Consider the following 18,748-nt stretch of genomic DNA (forward strand, 5'->3'; position numbering starts at 1 on the left):
TTCTCTTAATTATAACACTTTAACGATTACAGTAGAATGCACTTTTTTCATAATATAAATATTTTTAGTTAAGTTTATTCTATAAAAAAATAGCCTATAGTATAAATATAGCTTCTTACAGCTTATTTTATACCACAGACTATCCTCTTAGTTCAAACTAACAATTGCAATTTAAAATTGTAATTTTTCTTCTATAAACTTTTCTAAATCATTTATATTTAATCTTATTTGATCCATTGTATCTCTATCTCTAACTGTTACGGTATTGTCTTCTAAAGTATCAAAGTCCACAGTTATACAATATGGAGTTCCTATTTCATCTTCTCTTCTGTATCTCTTTCCTATGCTTCCAGCTTCATCGTAGTCTACATTGAAGTTTTTGCTTAGCATAGCAAAAACTTCATTAGCTTTCTCTGATAATTTTTTACTTAGTGGTAAAATAGCTGCCTTAAATGGTGCAAGTGCTGGATGTAAATGAAGCACGGTTCTCACATCTCCATCTTTGCCGCCTTTAACTTCTTCTTCATCATATGCATTAACTAAGAATGCAAGTGCAACCCTATCTGCACCTAGAGAAGGTTCTATACAATAAGGTACATATTTTTCATTAGTTATAGGATCTAGATAGCTCAAATCATTCCCTGAATGTTCCATATGTTTTTTTAAGTCATAATCAGTTCTATCAGCAATTCCCCATAGCTCTCCCCATCCAAAAGGAAACAAGAATTCTATATCACAAGTAGCATTACTATAGAATGATAATTCTTCGGCGCCATGATCTCTAAATCTCAAATTTTCCTTATCCATTCCCAAATTATATAAGAAATTAGCACAAAACTCTTTCCAATATGCAAACCATTCTAAATCCGTACCTGGCTTACAGAAAAATTCTAATTCCATTTGTTCAAATTCTCTTGTTCTAAAAATAAAATTTCCTGGTGTTATTTCATTTCTAAAAGCCTTTCCTACTTGACCTATACCAAAGGGAACTTTTTTTCTTGACGCTCTTTGGACATTTTTAAAGTTTACAAAGATACCCTGAGCAGTTTCTGGTCTTAAATATATTTCTGATTTTCCTTCTTCAGTTATCCCCATAGAAGTCTTAAACATTAAATTAAATTTTCTAATATCAGTAAAATTTTTCTTTCCACATTTTGGACATACTATTCCCTGTTTTTCCATATAGTCTTTTAATTCTTCGTTTGTCCATCCATCCGCAGTAGCTACTTCTGCGCCTTGCTCTGTCATATGGTCTTCTACTAATTTATCTGCTCTAAATCTAGCTTTACACTCTTTGCAATCCATTAGTGGATCAGAAAATCCTCCAACGTGGCCTGTTGCAACCCATACTTCTGGATTCATAAGTATAGCGCAGTCTACACCCACATTATATGGACTTTCTTGAACAAATTTTTTCCACCAAGCTTTTTTGACATTGTTTTTAAATTCGACTCCCAGTGGACCATAATCCCATGAGTTAGCGAGCCCTCCGTATATATCGGATCCTGGAAATACAAATCCTCTATTTTTACATAAACCAACGACCTTATCCATGCTTTTTTCAAATGCCATGTTAATGCCTCCTAATTTTTTAATATTATTATGATACCTTAAATAATCTTCCAGTATTTTAAGTATAAAAAAAAGACTATACCTTAAGGGACGAAAATCAATTCCGCGGTTCCACCCTTATTGGCACAAGCCCTACTCTAAGTTCTATACACTCAAAAGTTCCTTTCATAATAACACTTTGATTGTTTACACTAGCCACAATCTCTCTTAAAAAGTACTACTACTACTCTTCTTTATCACAGTGAAATATTTCATTATATTAATATTATACTAAACTTCATGTTATTGTCAATAACAGCATACAATAATCCAATAAATTTATATTATTGTAAAAGAATTTACAATTTTATTATTAAGTTCAAAAAATAAAAAAATTAAAAAAAATGGCTCCGCGAAAAGGATTTGAACCTTCAACCTATCGGTTAACAGCCGAGTGCTCCACCGTTGAGCTATCGCGGAATAATATTTTTTTAACAACAATATTATTATAACATAAATAATTAAAAAATCAATAGCTTTGATGTATTTTATTATAATTTAATTTAATTTAGTATATACGAAAAAATTAAAAGGATATTTTAGATCAACTAAAATATCCTTTTAATATAATTTGTTTAAACTACTGCATTGGTTTCATTGTAGGGAATAGGATGACATCTCTTATTGAAGCAGAGTCAGTTAAGAACATTACCATTCTATCGATGCCTATACCTAGCCCTCCTGTTGGAGGCATTCCTGTTTCTAATGCACTCATAAATTCTTCATCTATTAAATAAGCCTCATCATCGCCTAGTTCTCTTTCATTTGCTTGTTGCATAAATCTCTCTCTTTGAACTACTGGATCATTTAATTCTGAGTATGCATTGCATACTTCACGTCCAAATACAAAACCTTCAAATCTCTCTGTATACTCTGAATTTCCTCTCTTCTTCTTAGTAAGAGGTGATATTTCTACAGGATAATCACATAAGAATGTTGGCTCCATTAAATGTTCTTCTGCATATTCTTCAAATAGCGCATTTAATATATCTGCTTTTGTACAGTCGTCTATCTCTTTTTTAAATTCTAAATGCTTTTCTTTAGCTATTTTTCTAGCTTCTTCATTAGTATTAATTAGCGCAAAATCTACACCTGAATACTCTTTTACTGCATCTACCATAGTAATTCTTCTCCATGGTGGAGTAAAGTCTATTTCAGTGCCTTGATAATTAACCTTTGTAGTTCCATGAATTTTTTCACAAACATAAGCTATCATATTTTCCGTAATTTCCATCATATCATTATAATCCGCATAAGCCTCATATAGTTCTATCATTGTAAACTCTGGGTTATGTCTTACATCCATTCCTTCATTTCTGAAGTTTTTACCCATATCATATACCTTTTCAAAACCAGCAACAATAAGTCTTTTTAAATATAATTCTGTTGCTATTCTAAGATACATATCAATGTCTAGGGTATTATGATGAGTCATAAATGGTCTTGCTGCTGCGCCTCCTGCTATTGGAGCTAAAATCGGAGTTTCAACTTCTAAAAATCCTTTATTATCTAAGAATTCTCTAATATACCTGATTATTGCTATTCTCTTCATAAAGGTCTCTTTTACTTCTGGATTCATTATTATGTCTACTTCTCTTTGTCTATACCTTAAATCAGGATCCTTTAAACCATGCCATTTTTCTGGAAGTGGTTTTAGAGACTTAGCTATAAGTTGAAAATCCACTATATGTAATGATATTTCACCAGTTTTTGTAACAAACGGAGTACCAGTTATGCTTAAAAAATCGCCTATATCAAAAGTTTTATATTCTTTTAATTTTTCTTCCCCTACATCATCTATTTTTATGTAAAGTTGAATCTTACCATATCTATCATGAACATCAGAAAAACCAGCCTTACCATGAACTCTTTTAGACATAAGTCTACCTGCTACAATAACCTGTGTACCTACTAACTTCTCGTAATTGTCTTTAACCTCTTGTGATGTATGAGTTCTTTCAACTTTGTACACATCAAATGGATCTTTACCTTGCTCTTGCAAATCAGATAACTTACGTCGTCTTATGGTTACCTGTTCGTTATATTTAGCTTCAAGTTCATGTAAATCCTTTTCTTCATTCTTTACTTCGTTCTTTTCTTCGTTTGACATTGATATCCCTCCTGATTTCTTCTAGCACAGAAAAAAGACATTAATATTTTAGTCTGCACTATTTCTTATGTATATATATTTCTTTAGGGTACCTATCAACAATAAATTGTTAGGTACCCTTATACAGTATAAAAAATTAAATATTAAAAAAAACTAACCTCGTTTAACTTCTAACACTTCGTATTTTCCGATACCATCAGGAACTGTCACTTCTATAATCGCTCCTGCTTTCTTTCCCACCAATGCACTTCCAACTGGTGATTCATTTGATATCTTATTTTCCATTGGGTCTGCTTCTGCTGAACCCACAATATAAAATTCAACTTCCTCATTAAACACATAATCCTTAACTTTAACTATAGACCCTATGCTTACTACACCTTTTTCAATTTCATTTTCATCTATAACACTTGCATTTCTAAGCATATTTTCTAATTGTATTATTCTACCCTCTACAAATGCTTGGTCGTTTTTAGCTTCCTCATACTCTGCGTTCTCACTCAAATCCCCATAGCCCAAAGCTACCTTTATCTTTTCTGTTATTTCTTTTCTCTTTACGGTTTTAAGAAATTCTAATTCATCCTCTAATTTTCTTATCCCCTCATAAGTCATTACATATTTTTTTGGTTGGCTCATTTCTTTCTCCCCTTTAAAATTTTTATTGAATAATCTAATAGCTATCCATAAAACCGCAATAATGTTTTTCTTAAACACTAGCATATTCGTATAATTTATAAGATATTCTTAACCTACAATTTTTCTGTACAATATTATATATTCAAATTAATGAATTATTGGGGCTAAAATTCATTATTAGAATAACAATCCACATAACCATATTAGCACATTATAAATCAGCCCATTAATATTGTCAATATGTTAGGCGGAAAACACACTAACATATTACATTATTGTTGAATTTTATTTCTTTTAAATATATACCATTATACTTAAGAGCTTTTTCAATATCATCCTCTTGCATTTGGCATAATATCGCTCCTATGAGTTCCATTGAAAATCCAACTTCAAAAGTGTTCCAGGGTACATTATAGCTTACATCATTTACAGAAATATTATTCTTTGCCTGGCTGATACTATTATCTAGAAGCCATACTAATTTACCCGAACTAAATTCGTAATCCGCAGACGAAACAATAAAATCTGCTATTTTAATAGCATAAATCTCATCATTTGTTACAATAGGTGATACACCAAAATTAGCAATAATATAATCTGCTAATTTTCTGGCTTTCACCAAATCCCATGACAAAAATACAATATATTTGCTTTGCTTTGCCAGTTCCACAATAATATTATAGTTTATCGTGTCGCTGGCATCACATACCACAATACAACAATTTTTAAGACTTTTATTTCTCACCCTAAGCATAAGTTTCATACTTTTTATAACAGTAAAAGCAAAAAATCTTTTTTGAAATAGATTAAAGTAATTGTAATCAAAGGGTCTTAGTGTTTTTAATGATAATTGCACTCCTTCGCATTTACATATCTTTTTCGCATAATTTAAGTTATTTAAGTATGCACTTTTATTAAAATTAGGTGGAAGCCTTACACTTGTCAATTTAATATCTAGTTCTTTAATGTACTCATTACTTATTAACTTTATCTTTCGTTTATCTTTAATTTTACTTAAAATTCCAAATTCATTATAGGAATTATCAATATCTGAAGTTACACATAAAATTGGCTTCATAAATATGCACCTTGTAAATTAATGTACTATTATCTTATTCAGTATAATTATATAAATTCATATATTAATCTAAAAATTATGAAGTTACCATTTTTAAATACTTTTTATAATCTAAAAGAAGTTGCAGTACATCTTCGTATTTAGTTTTAGTGTTAATTTTTTCCTTTATTTCAGTACAATTATTAAGGCCTTTAACATACCAGGCTGTATGCTTTCTCATTTCCCTAACCGCTTTAATCTCTTCATAATATTTTGTCGCTAAATCTAAATGCCTTATGCACATATCTATTTTTTCCACCGCAGTAGGAAATGTTACCTCTTGACCATTTATCGCCTGCATAATCTCTCTAAAAATCCATGGATTACCTCTTGCTCCTCTTGCAACCATTATAGCATCGCAACTTGTGACTTCCTTTATTCTTATAGCATCCTCTACAGAAAAGACATCTCCATTGCCTATTACAGGAACTCTAACACTTGCTTTTACATCCCTTATAATGTCCCAATCAGCCTTACCTTCATACATTTGCTCCCGAGTCCTACCATGTACTGCAATAGCATCTATTCCAGCATCCTCCATGTATTTAGCAAATTCTACAGCATTAACACTATTTGAATCAAATCCTTTTCTGAACTTTACTGTAACAGGCTTTGTAGAAACTTTTTTCATTTCCACTATTATTTCAGCTGCCAGTTTTGGATTTTGCATCAAAGCAGATCCCTCACCATTTTTTACTATCTTAGGCACAGGACAACCCATATTTACATCAACCATACATATATCAGGTCTTGCATTGAATATCTCACAGGCACTAGCCATAATCTTAGGATCATTCCCAAATATCTGAATAGCTACCGGTTTCTCCTTTGGTGAAATCTGCATAAGAGCCTCTGTATTGCTACTACCATAATACAGCCCTTTAGCGCTTACCATTTCAGTATATAGAAGACCACAACCTAATTCTTTGCATAATCCTCTAAATGCAATATCCGTAATCCCTGCCATAGGAGCTAAAAAAACATCATTTTCGAAGTGGATATTTGATATTTTCATTAAATCACCTATTCCCTATTTTTTTCATAAATCATTCTAAGGCCTTCTAATGTTAAATAAGGATGAAACTCATCAATAGTAGAACAATCTCTGCTTATTAATTTTGAGAGTCCTCCTGTTGACACTACAAACGGCTCTTCTTCTCCCATATCAATCATTTCGCTTTTCATTTTATTAACGATATAATCTATTTGTCCAATATATCCATATATTATACCAGCCTGCATGCTTGAAACAGTATTTTTACATATAACTGTTTCTGGTTTTATAAGTTCCACCCGAGGAAGCCTTGCCGCTCTCTCAAAAAGTGCTTCAGAAGCTATTTTAATACCAGGGCATATAGTTCCCCCTAAATAATTAGCATCTTTACTTATAGCACAAAAAGTTGTGGCTGTTCCAAAATCTATTAAAATTAATGCTCTTTTATAAATTTCATGGGCTGAAACAGCGTTAACAATTCTATCTGCACCTACTTCTTTTGGATTATCATATTTTACATTTATTCCAGTCTTAACTCCTGGCCCTACTACCATAGGTGTCAGTTTGAAATATTTTCTTATCATATGTTCTAATGAATACATAATATTAGGAACAACTGAGGAAATTATTACTCCTTTAATTTGCTCTATTTTTATGTTTCGTTGGTAAAACAATTGCATTACTTGAATTCCATATTCATCAGCAGTTTTTTTTGAATCAGTAGATAGTCTCCACTCTACAAGTAACTCTTTTTCCTTAAAAATTCCTAAAACAGTATTAGTATTTCCAACATCTAAAACTAAAATCACTTTATACACCGCCTATATAATATAAAGCAGCGTGTACGCTGCTTTGTATTTTTTCCATTGCTAAAAACAGAAGAATAGTACATAAAATAATACAAAATATTAGTTTTAACTATTCCTAATTTAACAATTTAATTTTAACAACTTGAACATATTTGTCAAGTTAATTTTTTATAAGAAGTTTTTTATGATAATAAGTTTTGTTTAAAATAGATTTTATTTATGTTAGTTTGTTGATATTTTATATTGAATTTCCTGTAATATCTCTTTCTGATCATTTAATAGGGTGTATATATTTTAGAAAATAATTAAAACCCTCCATCTGTTATTAGATAAAGAGTTTTATTTTTTACAAATTCACAAAATATGTACCTGCCTATTATTTCCCAAAAATAGTTAAGAGAATACCTGCTGCAGTACTTATAGCAAAAGCAATGGAACCTATAACAATTATTTTAAAAGTATCCTATTTCAATAAATGAGCCTTGTTCTAAAATAGATTGTAATCTTTCTCTTGCAGTCATTTTGTGTAAGTTATGTTGCATTTTTATTTTAGAATCTCCGCCGCCTTGCTGAGATTTTTTTACAACTTCAATTAAATTATCTAACTTGTCCATATCCATACCCCCATATTTATAAATCATGAAGCTCTTTGCCCATAATGATAATATCATAGGTCATGAATTTTCTATATTTGTTTTTGCAAGTTATAAATCATTTTTCTGTTTATTGAAAAAATAAGATTGTTATAGAATATATTCTATAACAACCTTATTTTAATCTATATTGAATCATCCTTGCATAGCTATTCATCTAAAATGTGCTTAGAATAAACCTGATATAGTGCCATCTTCAGAAATATCCATTTTATCCGCTGCTGGAACCTTAGGAAGACCAGGCATTGTCATTATACTTCCCGTTAAAGCTACAATAAATCCAGCTCCATTAGAAATCTTAACTTCTTTTACATTTATAGTAAAATTTCTTGGTCTTCCTAGTAAGCTTGGATTATCTGATAGTGAATTTTGAGTTTTAGCAACACATATAGGAATTTTATCTAATTCAAGTTTTTCTATTTCAGCAATTTGCTTATTTGCAGAAGAACTATATTCCACCCCATCTGCCCCATATATTTCTGTGGCAATAATGTTTATTTTTTCTTTTATAGTTAACTTTTCCTCATATAAAACCTTAAAGTTACTTTTTTCATTTTGCAGAGTATCCAATACTTTATTAACTAACTCCAGGCCACCATCTGCACCTTTTTCCCATACCTCCGTTAAAGCTACTTTAACACCCACATTAGCACAAAATTCACTTATATAATTAATTTCTTGTTGTGTATCAGTCATAAATTTATTTATTGCTACTACTACAGGAACTCCAAATTTTTTAATATTTTCTATTTGTTTTTCTAGATTTGTAATCCCTTTTGAGAGAGCTTCTACACTAGGCTCGTTTAGTTTATCTTTTTTTACTCCACCATGATGCTTAAGTGCTCTTATTGTAGCCACAAGAACCACACAATCTGGCTTTAAATTACCATATCTGCATTTTATATCAAAGAATTTTTCAGCGCCTAAATCTGCTCCAAATCCCGCTTCTGTTACAACATAATCACCGAGTTTTAAAGCCATCTTAGTAGCAAGTAAACTATTGCAACCATGAGCTATGTTTGCAAAAGGTCCACCATGTATTATGGCAGGTGTGTTATCAAGAGTCTGAACTAGATTTGGTTTTATAGCATCCTTCATAAGTAGTGCCATTGCACCATTTACTTTTAAGTCTTTGCAATAAATTGGATTACTCCGCATGTCATAGGCTATTAAAATTTTACCCATTCTTTCTTTTAGGTCCATAAGGTTTTCAGATAAACATAAAATGGCCATTATTTCTGAAGCAACAGTTATCATAAAGCCATCTTCCCGTACAAACCCATTAGGCTTACCACCAAGTCCAACAACAATATTTCGAAGGGCTCTATCATTCATATCCATAACTCTTTTAAATGTTATTCTTCTACTATCAATTCCCAACTCATTCCCTTGGTGAATATGGTTATCTATAGCCGCTGAGAGTAAATTGTTAGCTGCAGTTATTGCATGCATATCTCCCGTAAAGTGTAAATTTATATCCTCCATTGGTACTACTTGAGCATACCCGCCACCAGCAGCTCCACCTTTAACTCCAAATACTGGGCCTAGAGAAGGTTCCCTTAAAGCTATCACTGCATTTTTACCTTGTTTACATAATGCTTGTGCAAGCCCTATTGTAACAGTAGATTTCCCTTCTCCTGCAGGGGTAGGATTGATTGCTGTAACCAATATTAGCTTACCATTTTTTTTATTTTCATTTCTTTTTAATACATCTAAAGAAATCTTTGATTTATATTTTCCATATAAATCAATATCATCTTCAGTTAATCCTATTTTTTCTGCCACCTTAAGTATTGGTAGCATCTTAGCATTTTGAGCAATTTCTATATCACTTTTCATATACTGCACCCCTTATATATAAATTAAATCATCTCCTACGGAGCTGTAATTAATGACTTCAGAAGGAGATTTAGATTCCCATTGAAATTTTCTTTTTGTTACAATATGTCACCCCTACTTATAGAAGTGGGGGACTTCCTTTCTAAAATGTCGTTAAATCATATCTGCATAGGAATTATTTTTGTCTTAGTTTTTTGTGTTTTCTTTACATTATATCAGATGTTGAAGTGAAAATGCAGTAAAGATTTCAGAAAATTTCAGCAAATGCTAAAAAAAACATACAGTAAATTTACTGTATGTCTTTTAATCTAGCTAAATCTTTGATAAATCAATGCTATCTGTATCTGGTCTAGCAATTATTTCCTCAAATTCTGCCCCTTCGAGTTTTTCTTTTACAAGAAGTTCTTGAGCTACTGCATGAAGTTTATTTATATTTTCAGTAAGTATCGTTGAAGCCTTTGCATATGCTTCATCAATAAGAGCCTTAACTTCTGAATCTATTTTGTTAGCTATCTCTTCGCTAAAGTTTCTACTTTTGCCTAAATCTCTTCCAAGGAATACTTCATTATGATCATTACCAAATGATATTGGTCCAAGAACATCGCTCATACCATATTCCATTACCATTTTCCTTGCAATAGCTGATGCTCTGTCAATATCATTCTTAGCACCTGTGCTAATGTCTTGAAGTATTAATTTTTCTGCAACTCTACCACCGAGAAGTCCAACCATTTCATCTTTAAGTTTTAATTTTGAAGTATAAGCAGTATCTTCTTCTGGTAAATGCATTGTATATCCGCCTGCCATACCTCTTGGTATAATACTTATTTGATGAATTGGATCTGAAAGTGGAGAATATTTCATTACTACAGCATGCCCTGCTTCATGATAAGCAGTTAATTTCCTATCTTTTTCGCTTATAACCTTACTTTTCTTTTCAGGTCCTGCAATAACCCTAGTTACAGCTTCATCTAATTCTTTCATCTCTATAACTGTTTTATTATTTCTTACTGTAAGCAGTGCAGCTTCGTTCATTAAATTCTCTAGGTCTGCACCAGTGAAGCCGGGTGTTCTTTTTGCTAACACTTGAAGACTTACTTCTTCTGATAAATGTTTACCTTTAGAATGTACCCTAAGGATTTCTTCTCTTCCTTTAACATCAGGTGCACCCACTAATATATGTCTATCAAATCTACCTGGTCTTAAAAGAGCAGGATCCAATATGTCTGGTCTATTGGTAGCGGCTATCATGATTATACCCTCATTTACACCAAACCCATCCATTTCAACTAATAACTGATTTAGGGTTTGTTCTCTTTCATCATGACCTCCACCAAGGCCCGCCCCTCTTTGTCTACCTACTGCATCAATTTCATCAATAAATATTATACAAGGAGCACTTTTTTTCGCTTGTTCAAATAAATCTCTTACTCTTGAAGCTCCAACACCTACGAACATCTCTACAAATTCAGAACCTGATATACTATAAAAAGGTACTCCTGCTTCTCCTGATACAGCTTTAGCGAGTAAAGTCTTACCTGTACCTGGTGGTCCTACAAGAAGAATACCTTTAGGAATCCTTGCACCTGCTTCTAGATATTTTTTAGGTTGTTTTAAGAAGTCCACAACTTCTGCCAGTTCTTCTTTTTCCTCATCTTCTCCTGCTACATCATCAAATGTAACTTTCTTCTTATCCGGTGTGGCTATTTTGGCTCTACTTTTTCCAAAATTCATTACACCTCTATTACCACCGCCGCCGCCACCTTGTGATTGCTGCATATACATAAACCAAAATGCTACTAACATTAAAATTATAAGTAATGTCGGTACTATTTGTAACCACATTGGCATTGTTGCTGGCTTTATATACATTTCTTTAACATCTTTGTTTGGATTTTTATCCATAACTTGCATTAATCTCTGTAATGGAACTATGGTTTCGTATTTTGTTCCGTCTTTTAGTTCTCCAACCACAGTTTTATCTTCTCTTACTTGAACATTTTTAATTTCTTTTTTATCCCAATGTTGTTGAAATTCATCAACACTAAGTGATGTAACACTTTTACCGTTTTCATTTAAAGCTAATGCTGCAAAAATTACAAGTACAAGTACCACGAGCCAAATTGATGCACTCGAAATTTTTTTCATTAAAAACCCCCCTCTCTATTTAGCTACTTTAAAATTTTATCACATTAAAAATCGCTTGACAATAAAATATATATTAATTATTAATTAATAAAAAATATATTTTGTACACATCTACTTATAAATTTTTTCTTTAAGTATTCCTATGTATGGTAAATTTCTATACTTCTCTGCGAAGTCTAACCCGTATCCCACAAGAAAATAATCTGGCACATCATAGCCCAAATATTTAACATCAATATCTACCGCTCTTCTATCTGGTTTATTCAATAAACATATAATTTCTAAACTACTTGGTTTCCTTGCAGATAGTAACTTCATTAGATATTTAAGTGTAACTCCAGAATCTATAATATCTTCTACTATTAAAACATCCTTTCCTTCAATTTCAAAGTCTAGATCTTTTAAAATCTTTACAACACCTGACGTTTTAGTGGAATTACCATAACTTGAAACTGCCATAAAATCCATTTTACATGGAATTGTAATTTGTTTTACTAAATCTGACATAAATATAACGGATCCCTTTAAAATACCAATAAGTATAAGATCTCTTCCAGAATAATCTTTACTTATCTTTGCACCCATTTGTCTGACTTTATCTCTTAATTCATCTTCATTGTACAATACCTCTTTAATATCATTGTTCATTATTATTCCTCGCTTCCAATTCTAATCTGCAATATATTTTTAGTATTTTTTGATACCTTAAATTTTTCACTAATTCTATATCCAACTACCCAAGCTATGTGGGGTCCAAAACATATTAATGGGATTTCATTTCTCTTATCTTTGTGGATTTTTAAATCCATAAATAAATCCTTTAATTTCTTATTACCCTTCATACCAAGTGGTACGAATTTATCCCCCTGTTTCCTATATCTTAATGTTATTGGCTCCACAATCTTATCATAGTCGAAATACATAATATAATCATTCTCTTTACCCTCTGTAAATTGTAATTTAGATATAACATCAATTTCTATTACCCTATTTAAAGATTGAATGAAATTTTTCTCATTAACCTTTAGACAATACTCTTTATTATTAACTTCAGTAACTTTTTTATGTATATGTATATGTACATCCCCATAACAGTTTTCAACTATTATATCCTGAGGCAGCATTATGCTTTTACCTGTGCCGTGCTTTTGAAGTTCTATTATGTTCCATATATGGATTTTATCAAAGTTATATAAATTATGATTCACAGCGAGAAGCGATTGTCTTATAACCCTACTTAAAATTGCTTCATGCTTTAGAAAAGCATTCTTATTTATTATAACCATTTGGTCACCTATCACACAATGTTTTTTATATTCTTTTTCAGAAATATTTTCTAAATAATCATTATCCTTTTTAAGGATATCAGATAACCGATTTATTGTATTAATTATATCCTTATTAAAATTTTCTTCAATATAAGGAATTAAATCTAGCCTAACTTTATTTCTAGCATAAATTTTTTCGGAATTTGATTTATCTATTCTTGGTTGGATATTATTATCATCACAATATTTTTCTATCTCACTTCTGCTAAGATGAAGTATAGGCCGCACATATATTTTGTCGCGAACAGGCTTGATACCCACCATACCTTCAATACCGGTTCCCCGCATTATCCTCATTAAGATAGTTTCAGCTTGATCATTAGCATTGTGTGCTAGTGCAATTTTGCTTGCAGTTAATTTTATCATAAGTTCACTAAAAAATTCATATCTTACTTCTCTTCCTGCCATTTCACAAGATATACTTTTTTCTTCCGATATTCTATGTACATCCACCTTTTTGCTATAAAACTCTATATTCAAACTTTCACAAGTTTTTTTTGCATATTCCTCATCACTGTCAGCTTCAAGGCCTCTAAGGCAATGGTTTATATGCGCACCAAAAAGTTTAATCCCCAGTTCTTCCTTAAGTTCATTTAAAATATAGAGCAAGCATGTGGAGTCAGGACCGCCAGAAACCGCCACTATAACCTTATCGCCCTTATCAAACATAGAATTTTCTTTTATAAAATTCATAACCTTATGCCACAAAACTTTCACTTCCCAAATTTAATTTTTTAAAAAATTTTATTAATTTACTATGTTTATACATCTTTAGTCTCATATTACTATATCATATTACTATATAATATAATAATATATATTTTTCGTTTTTTAAACATTTTTATAAAAATTAAAAAATGAAGAATATAAAAGAGCACATTCTTCATTTCTTTACTTTTTCACATATTACCTTAAATTATATAAAATTTGAATTTTTTTTCGTTAATACAAACTATATATCTTTGAAACAAGCACCGTCATATCATCTTTTACTCTATTACCACTTAATTTTTTCGCTTCACTTAACAACCCATCTGCTAATTCCTTTGGATTGTTGCAATTATTTTTCCCCAAATAATCAACTATCCAATCCACTCTGCCTACATTTTCATCATTATAATCTAATACTCCATCACTAAGCATAACTATAATGTCTCCATTTTTTAATCTCATTTGTTGTATGTCTATATCAGCCTTGTCTAAAACACCAATGGGAAGAGATTTTGATTTTATAATTTCTAACCTATCACCAGATTTTAAAAAAGTTGCAACAGCTCCCACTTTCATGAAATCAATTTCTCCAGTATATAAGTCTATACTACTTAAATCTATAGTGGAGAATTTTTCTTCCTGCGAGAATCTCAATGTCATTATTGAATTTACTGTATTAATAGCTGTGATTTTGCTAAAACCTGCAGATGTAAATTTTTCTATTAATTCAACAGCAGCTTCACTCTCTCTCCCTGCCTCAGGACCAGATCCCATACCATCACTAATAATTGACATATAACTCCCATCCATTAGCTTCCCAAAGCTGTAGCTATCTCCATTAAACTTTTCACCATCTTTACACTGCCTAGCCACATTAGTTACAACATGAAACTTAGGTGTTTCTTCCATAGTTACCTTACACATATTAGTCTTTGGATTTATACTGCAACCCTCATCACTAACGCACATGCACTTGCCAGTGACCCCATTTATAATAGGCAATAATTCCTTAACACACATTTGTCTTCCACTACAAGCCTCAAGTGAAAATTTAATGTTCATTCTTCCCGTCTTGTCATTTAAACACATAAGCTCATTGTACTTAATACTATTTTTATCTAATGCTCTACAAATAAGCTTTTCCATAGAAGTATCTATTTGAATCTCAGAATTAAAATCTTCAACGATTTCTGAAACAGAATCCGCCATATTGCTAATCTGATTTGCTAAGAGCTCTCTACCTTCACTAAGTCTTGTTCTCCACATTTCATTTATAATATGCTTATTAACAATATCCTCTGTATTTTTAAGTAGAGCAGTTCGCTTTATACATTTTCTTTCAATTTCTTCTGGTACACTGTCGCTTTTTCTTTCAAAATTTTGGATTAATTCTTCAAATGCTGCGTATGTATAATGCAACTCTCTTTTCCAACACATAGACTTCATATTACAATCACTACACACCCTATCTGCAAGATTTTCAACTAAGGCACTACTTTTGCCCTTCATTGCCAATCTTTCATTATCCACTAAATTATTTAATATATCGGACATATTAGAAAGCACATCAGAAAAATTATTTAACCTTCCTACAAATGTATCTTTAATTTTATTTATATATCCTTGCTCAATATATTCCCTCTTTTTATCTGCGTTAAACTCTGTAGATAATTCCGCGTATACTTTTAATGGTATAAGCAAAAATATCACCGCTGCAAGCATTGCCTCGAATATTATAAACTCAGATCCTGTAATACAATATATTTTTATTATTGAAAAAGCTACTAGATAAGCTGCTGCACTTAGCCACTTTCCAGTTTCTTTAAACACACCTGCTATTAAGCCACAAATACCATACATTCCTATAAATATAATCATATTTTTAGAAGACATTCCTACAATAATACCCATAGCAACTCCAGATGCCGCACCAGCTCCACTTCCGTTTATATAAGCTATTATTATAACAAAAGCCAAACCTAAAACGTTTGTAATTGATATATTAAAAACACTGAGTCCCCAAGTTCCTGCTATAATTAGTGAACTTATAATTGACATACTTATTATTTCTTCGTTTGAAAATATATGCTTTGTTTTAATTTCCTTAAAGCATAAAAGACTGTAATCTAGAATAAAATATAAAGGAAAGATACATAAGACTAGAAACATTGCGTTTAAGAAAGCCATTAATCCACTTACCCTAATGATGAAAAAATTATAAATAAACAATTCAAATATAATAATGGCAAACATGCTAGCTAAAGCTCTAGTTTTCACTCTTATCTTATTAAAAATATTACTTAAAACAGCAATGGTAACTATTAATACTAAATATAATGGTAAATTTACTATGCTCTTGTATAAAGTGATATATCCTAAAAATGTACCACTAGCTGTAATTATAGAAATTTTTTTATTATTAATAAATATTGTCGCTATCAAAAAAGCTATACCAAATGGTGCCGTATTATTAATAAGTAGCACCCTGCTTATTAATAAACTTACTGTAAAATAAACAACTGCTCTAATAATTAAATTAATATTTAATTCATTTTTCTTTTGTACTTCCTCTTTTATCTTTTTAAGTCTTTGGTATGGAAATATATCAATACCGTATTGCATTTTACAAATCACCCACCTTTGTTAATTAGAACTTCATTATAGCAAAGGCTTTTGGAAATAATTGTCATAAGATGAGATGCTTATACATTTTTCATGAGACATTAATTTGTATAATTTTTACAATTAGATTTTACAATCTCCTATAATATAAAACAACCTACCATATTTATATAGCAGGTTTTAAAATATTAAATGAAGCTTGTCACTTCATGCCATTATTTATTTGAGGAAATTATATTTATATGTTTTTACTTGCGGATATATTAAATCATCATCTGCGATGCTGCAATATTAACGACTTCAGAAGGTGATTTAGACTCCCACTGAAGTTTTCTATTTATTATAGCTTGTAACTCCCACTTATAGAAATGGGAGACTTTCCTTCTGAAATGTCGTTAAAATTTAGCTTTATGTTTTTTTTATGAAATAAAAAAATAACTCATAAGTTTCCTTATGAGTTATGGTAGCGGAAATAGGACTTGAACCTACGACCCTTCGGGTATGAACCGAATGCTCTAGCCAGCTGAGCTATTCCGCCATGTTTGGTTGCGGGAGCAGGACTTGAACCTGCGACCTTCGGGTTATGAGCCCGACGAGCTACCAACTGCTCCATCCCGCGATATTTGGTGCTGAAGACCGGAATTGAACCGGTACGGTGTTTAACCACCGCAGGATTTTAAGTCCTGTGCGTCTGCCAGTTCCGCCACTCCAGCTTATTTGATTTTAGCATACTTGTTATGCTCGCATAGTCATTATGAAATTTTATTTAACCGACATATTCAGTAATTTAAAATTCATTGGTTGCGGGGACAGGACTTGAACCTGTGACCTTCGGGTTATGAGCCCGACGAGCTACCAACTGCTCCACCCCGCGACATTTGGTGCTGAAGACCGGAATCGAACCGGTACGGTGTTTAACCACCGCAGGATTTTAAGTCCTGTGCGTCTGCCAGTTCCGCCACTCCAGCTTATTTGATTTTAGCATACTTGTCATGCTCGCATAGTTATTATAAAATTTTATTTAACTGATATATTCAGTAATTTAAAATTTATTGGTTGCGGGGACAGGACTTGAACCTGTGACCTTCGGGTTATGAGCCCGACGAGCTACCAACTGCTCCACCCCGCGATATTAGTATTAAAAGTCTAAACCAAATCAATATCACGTTTAACTCTTGCAGGATAATAAGTCCTGTATTTTGTTAATTTTAATTTCTTGTGTTGATATAAGTTATTGTAAGACAATTATAACTATACACTTATCTGCTTAACATGTCAACTGTTTTTCATAAATCAAATTTAGATTTATAATGGTAATGGTAGCGGAAATAGGACTTGAACCTACGACCCTTCGGGTATGAACCGAATGCTCTAGCCAGCTGAGCTATTCCGCCATGTTTGGTTGCGGGAGCAGGACTTGAACCTGCGACCTTCGGGTTATGAGCCCGACGAGCTACCAACTGCTCCATCCCGCGATATTTGGTGCTGAAGACCGGAATCGAACCGGTACGGTGTTTAACCACCGCAGGATTTTAAGTCCTGTGCGTCTGCCAGTTCCGCCACTCCAGCTAACTTATTAACATACAAAGTGTTGCCTTGTAGCAACATTTTATATTATATATGATGTACAAACTATTGTCAACAACTTTTTGTTTTTTTTAAATAGGAACTAAAAACTTAGTTCCTAAAATTTTATTAATAACTTGAAGTTTTTTTACTATAACCTCTGCCTTTTCCTTCTTGGTGCTTTTTAACGTCTTGAAATCTTTCTTCACTATCTTTTAAGAATTTAGTCATTATATCTTCAAAACCACTTGCATTTGCTTTGCTTTTTTCCTTTTCCCAGTCTATCTCCATTGGTTTAATAGATTTTTTAGGTACTCCAGCTTGTTTTATGGATAAACTTATCTTGCCATTATCATCTACAGAAATTACTTTAACTTTTACTATATCATTTTCTTTAAGATGATCATTAACATTTTTAACGAATGTATCTGAAACCTCAGATATATGCACTAATCCTGTTTTGCCCTCCACTTCTACGAATGCACCAAAATTGGTGATATTTACTACTTTACCTTCTACAATACTTCCAGCCATTAAGGTCATATTAAAAAGTTCCTCCTCAAAATAATGTTTTTTATTTTATATATTAATTTAATAATAAGCA

13 protein-coding genes and 10 tRNA genes are annotated in these 18,748 nt (G+C 31.7%); all 23 read right to left on the reverse strand.

The genetic code is table 11. The annotated features are described in order from the left end of the window. Positions 1-171 precede the first annotated feature (171 nt). Entirely contained in the window at positions 172-1,572 is a 1,401-nt protein-coding gene (locus G9F70_RS23210) for a glycine--tRNA ligase (protein ID WP_164945011.1), read from the reverse strand. A gap of 384 nt (positions 1,573-1,956) precedes the next feature. Then, a tRNA-Asn gene (locus tag G9F70_RS23215) sits at positions 1,957-2,031 on the reverse strand. A gap of 160 nt (positions 2,032-2,191) precedes the next feature. Then, on the reverse strand, positions 2,192-3,721 hold the full coding sequence (gene lysS, locus G9F70_RS23220) for a lysine--tRNA ligase (RefSeq protein ID WP_124998367.1): 1,530 nt from the start codon (positions 3,719-3,721) through the stop codon (positions 2,192-2,194). A gap of 153 nt (positions 3,722-3,874) precedes the next feature. Then, positions 3,875-4,357: a transcription elongation factor GreA gene (gene greA / locus G9F70_RS23225; RefSeq protein ID WP_124998369.1), complete on the reverse strand. Its 483-nt coding sequence runs from the start codon at positions 4,355-4,357 to the stop codon at positions 3,875-3,877. A gap of 259 nt (positions 4,358-4,616) precedes the next feature. Then, positions 4,617-5,435, reverse strand: coding sequence for a hypothetical protein (locus tag G9F70_RS23230; RefSeq protein WP_164945012.1), 819 nt, complete (start codon positions 5,433-5,435; stop codon positions 4,617-4,619). A gap of 76 nt (positions 5,436-5,511) precedes the next feature. Then, positions 5,512-6,489: a tRNA dihydrouridine synthase DusB gene (gene dusB, locus G9F70_RS23235; RefSeq protein WP_164945013.1), complete on the reverse strand. Its 978-nt coding sequence runs from the start codon at positions 6,487-6,489 to the stop codon at positions 5,512-5,514. An 8-nt stretch (positions 6,490-6,497) separates the two neighbouring features. Beyond that, complete coding sequence (locus tag G9F70_RS23240) at positions 6,498-7,277, reverse strand: type III pantothenate kinase (protein ID WP_124998376.1); 780 nt, start codon at positions 7,275-7,277, stop codon at positions 6,498-6,500. A gap of 452 nt (positions 7,278-7,729) precedes the next feature. Continuing rightward, the gene (locus G9F70_RS23245; protein WP_164945014.1) at positions 7,730-7,891 is read right to left on the reverse strand and encodes a hypothetical protein; all 162 of its coding nucleotides are present in this window, start codon (positions 7,889-7,891) and stop codon (positions 7,730-7,732) included. A 207-nt stretch (positions 7,892-8,098) separates the two neighbouring features. Further along, positions 8,099-9,769, reverse strand: coding sequence for a formate--tetrahydrofolate ligase (locus G9F70_RS23250; RefSeq protein WP_164945015.1), 1,671 nt, complete (start codon positions 9,767-9,769; stop codon positions 8,099-8,101). 312 nt (positions 9,770-10,081) lie between these two features. Further along, on the reverse strand, positions 10,082-11,917 hold the full coding sequence (ftsH, locus tag G9F70_RS23255) for an ATP-dependent zinc metalloprotease FtsH (RefSeq protein WP_164945016.1): 1,836 nt from the start codon (positions 11,915-11,917) through the stop codon (positions 10,082-10,084). A 111-nt stretch (positions 11,918-12,028) separates the two neighbouring features. Beyond that, a complete protein-coding gene (hpt, locus tag G9F70_RS23260) occupies positions 12,029-12,565 on the reverse strand; it encodes a hypoxanthine phosphoribosyltransferase (protein WP_164945017.1) in 537 nt (178 codons plus the stop codon). A gap of 2 nt (positions 12,566-12,567) precedes the next feature. After that, on the reverse strand, positions 12,568-13,938 hold the full coding sequence (gene tilS / locus G9F70_RS23265) for a tRNA lysidine(34) synthetase TilS (protein WP_224617754.1): 1,371 nt from the start codon (positions 13,936-13,938) through the stop codon (positions 12,568-12,570). 249 nt (positions 13,939-14,187) lie between these two features. After that, positions 14,188-16,578: a stage II sporulation protein E gene (gene spoIIE, locus G9F70_RS23270; RefSeq protein ID WP_164945019.1), complete on the reverse strand. Its 2,391-nt coding sequence runs from the start codon at positions 16,576-16,578 to the stop codon at positions 14,188-14,190. Between the two features lie 461 nt (positions 16,579-17,039). After that, a tRNA-Met gene (locus G9F70_RS23275) sits at positions 17,040-17,116 on the reverse strand. A 5-nt stretch (positions 17,117-17,121) separates the two neighbouring features. Next, positions 17,122-17,197 (reverse strand) — tRNA-Met (locus G9F70_RS23280). A gap of 5 nt (positions 17,198-17,202) precedes the next feature. Then, positions 17,203-17,291, reverse strand: a tRNA-Leu gene (locus G9F70_RS23285). A gap of 85 nt (positions 17,292-17,376) precedes the next feature. Then, a tRNA-Met gene (locus G9F70_RS23290) sits at positions 17,377-17,452 on the reverse strand. 5 nt (positions 17,453-17,457) lie between these two features. Beyond that, positions 17,458-17,546, reverse strand: a tRNA-Leu gene (locus G9F70_RS23295). A gap of 85 nt (positions 17,547-17,631) precedes the next feature. Next, a tRNA-Met gene (locus G9F70_RS23300) sits at positions 17,632-17,707 on the reverse strand. Positions 17,708-17,895: 188 nt separating this feature from the next. Further along, positions 17,896-17,972 (reverse strand) — tRNA-Met (locus tag G9F70_RS23305). A gap of 5 nt (positions 17,973-17,977) precedes the next feature. Next, positions 17,978-18,053, reverse strand: a tRNA-Met gene (locus tag G9F70_RS23310). A gap of 5 nt (positions 18,054-18,058) precedes the next feature. Further along, positions 18,059-18,147 (reverse strand) — tRNA-Leu (locus G9F70_RS23315). 126 nt (positions 18,148-18,273) lie between these two features. Continuing rightward, positions 18,274-18,687 carry a S1 domain-containing RNA-binding protein gene (locus G9F70_RS23320; RefSeq protein ID WP_164945020.1) on the reverse strand — a complete coding sequence of 138 codons (414 nt, stop codon included), beginning with the start codon at positions 18,685-18,687 and terminating at the stop codon, positions 18,274-18,276. Positions 18,688-18,748: the final 61 nt, after the last annotated feature.

It is taken from the genome of Clostridium sp. FP1 (assembly GCF_011065975.2).
GTDB classification, from domain to species: Bacteria; Bacillota; Clostridia; order Clostridiales; family Clostridiaceae; genus Clostridium_AD; species Clostridium_AD tagluense.

Bases quoted from the DNA above. Each gene is read 5' to 3' on its own strand.
- G9F70_RS23210 (WP_164945011.1), bottom strand. From the start codon at position 1,572: ATGGCATTTGAAAAAAGCATGGATAAGGTCGTTGGTTTATGTAAAAAT.
- lysS (WP_124998367.1), bottom strand. From the start codon at position 3,721: ATGTCAAACGAAGAAAAGAACGAAGTAAAGAATGAAGAAAAGGATTTA.
- greA (WP_124998369.1), bottom strand. From the start codon at position 4,357: ATGAGCCAACCAAAAAAATATGTAATGACTTATGAGGGGATAAGAAAA.
- G9F70_RS23230 (WP_164945012.1), bottom strand. From the start codon at position 5,435: ATGAAGCCAATTTTATGTGTAACTTCAGATATTGATAATTCCTATAAT.
- dusB (WP_164945013.1), bottom strand. From the start codon at position 6,489: ATGAAAATATCAAATATCCACTTCGAAAATGATGTTTTTTTAGCTCCT.
- G9F70_RS23245 (WP_164945014.1), bottom strand. From the start codon at position 7,891: ATGGACAAGTTAGATAATTTAATTGAAGTTGTAAAAAAATCTCAGCAA.
- G9F70_RS23250 (WP_164945015.1), bottom strand. From the start codon at position 9,769: ATGAAAAGTGATATAGAAATTGCTCAAAATGCTAAGATGCTACCAATA.
- ftsH (WP_164945016.1), bottom strand. From the start codon at position 11,917: ATGAAAAAAATTTCGAGTGCATCAATTTGGCTCGTGGTACTTGTACTT.
- hpt (WP_164945017.1), bottom strand. From the start codon at position 12,565: ATGAACAATGATATTAAAGAGGTATTGTACAATGAAGATGAATTAAGA.
- tilS (WP_224617754.1), bottom strand. From the start codon at position 13,938: ATGAATTTTATAAAAGAAAATTCTATGTTTGATAAGGGCGATAAGGTT.
- spoIIE (WP_164945019.1), bottom strand. From the start codon at position 16,578: ATGCAATACGGTATTGATATATTTCCATACCAAAGACTTAAAAAGATA.
- G9F70_RS23320 (WP_164945020.1), bottom strand. From the start codon at position 18,687: ATGACCTTAATGGCTGGAAGTATTGTAGAAGGTAAAGTAGTAAATATC.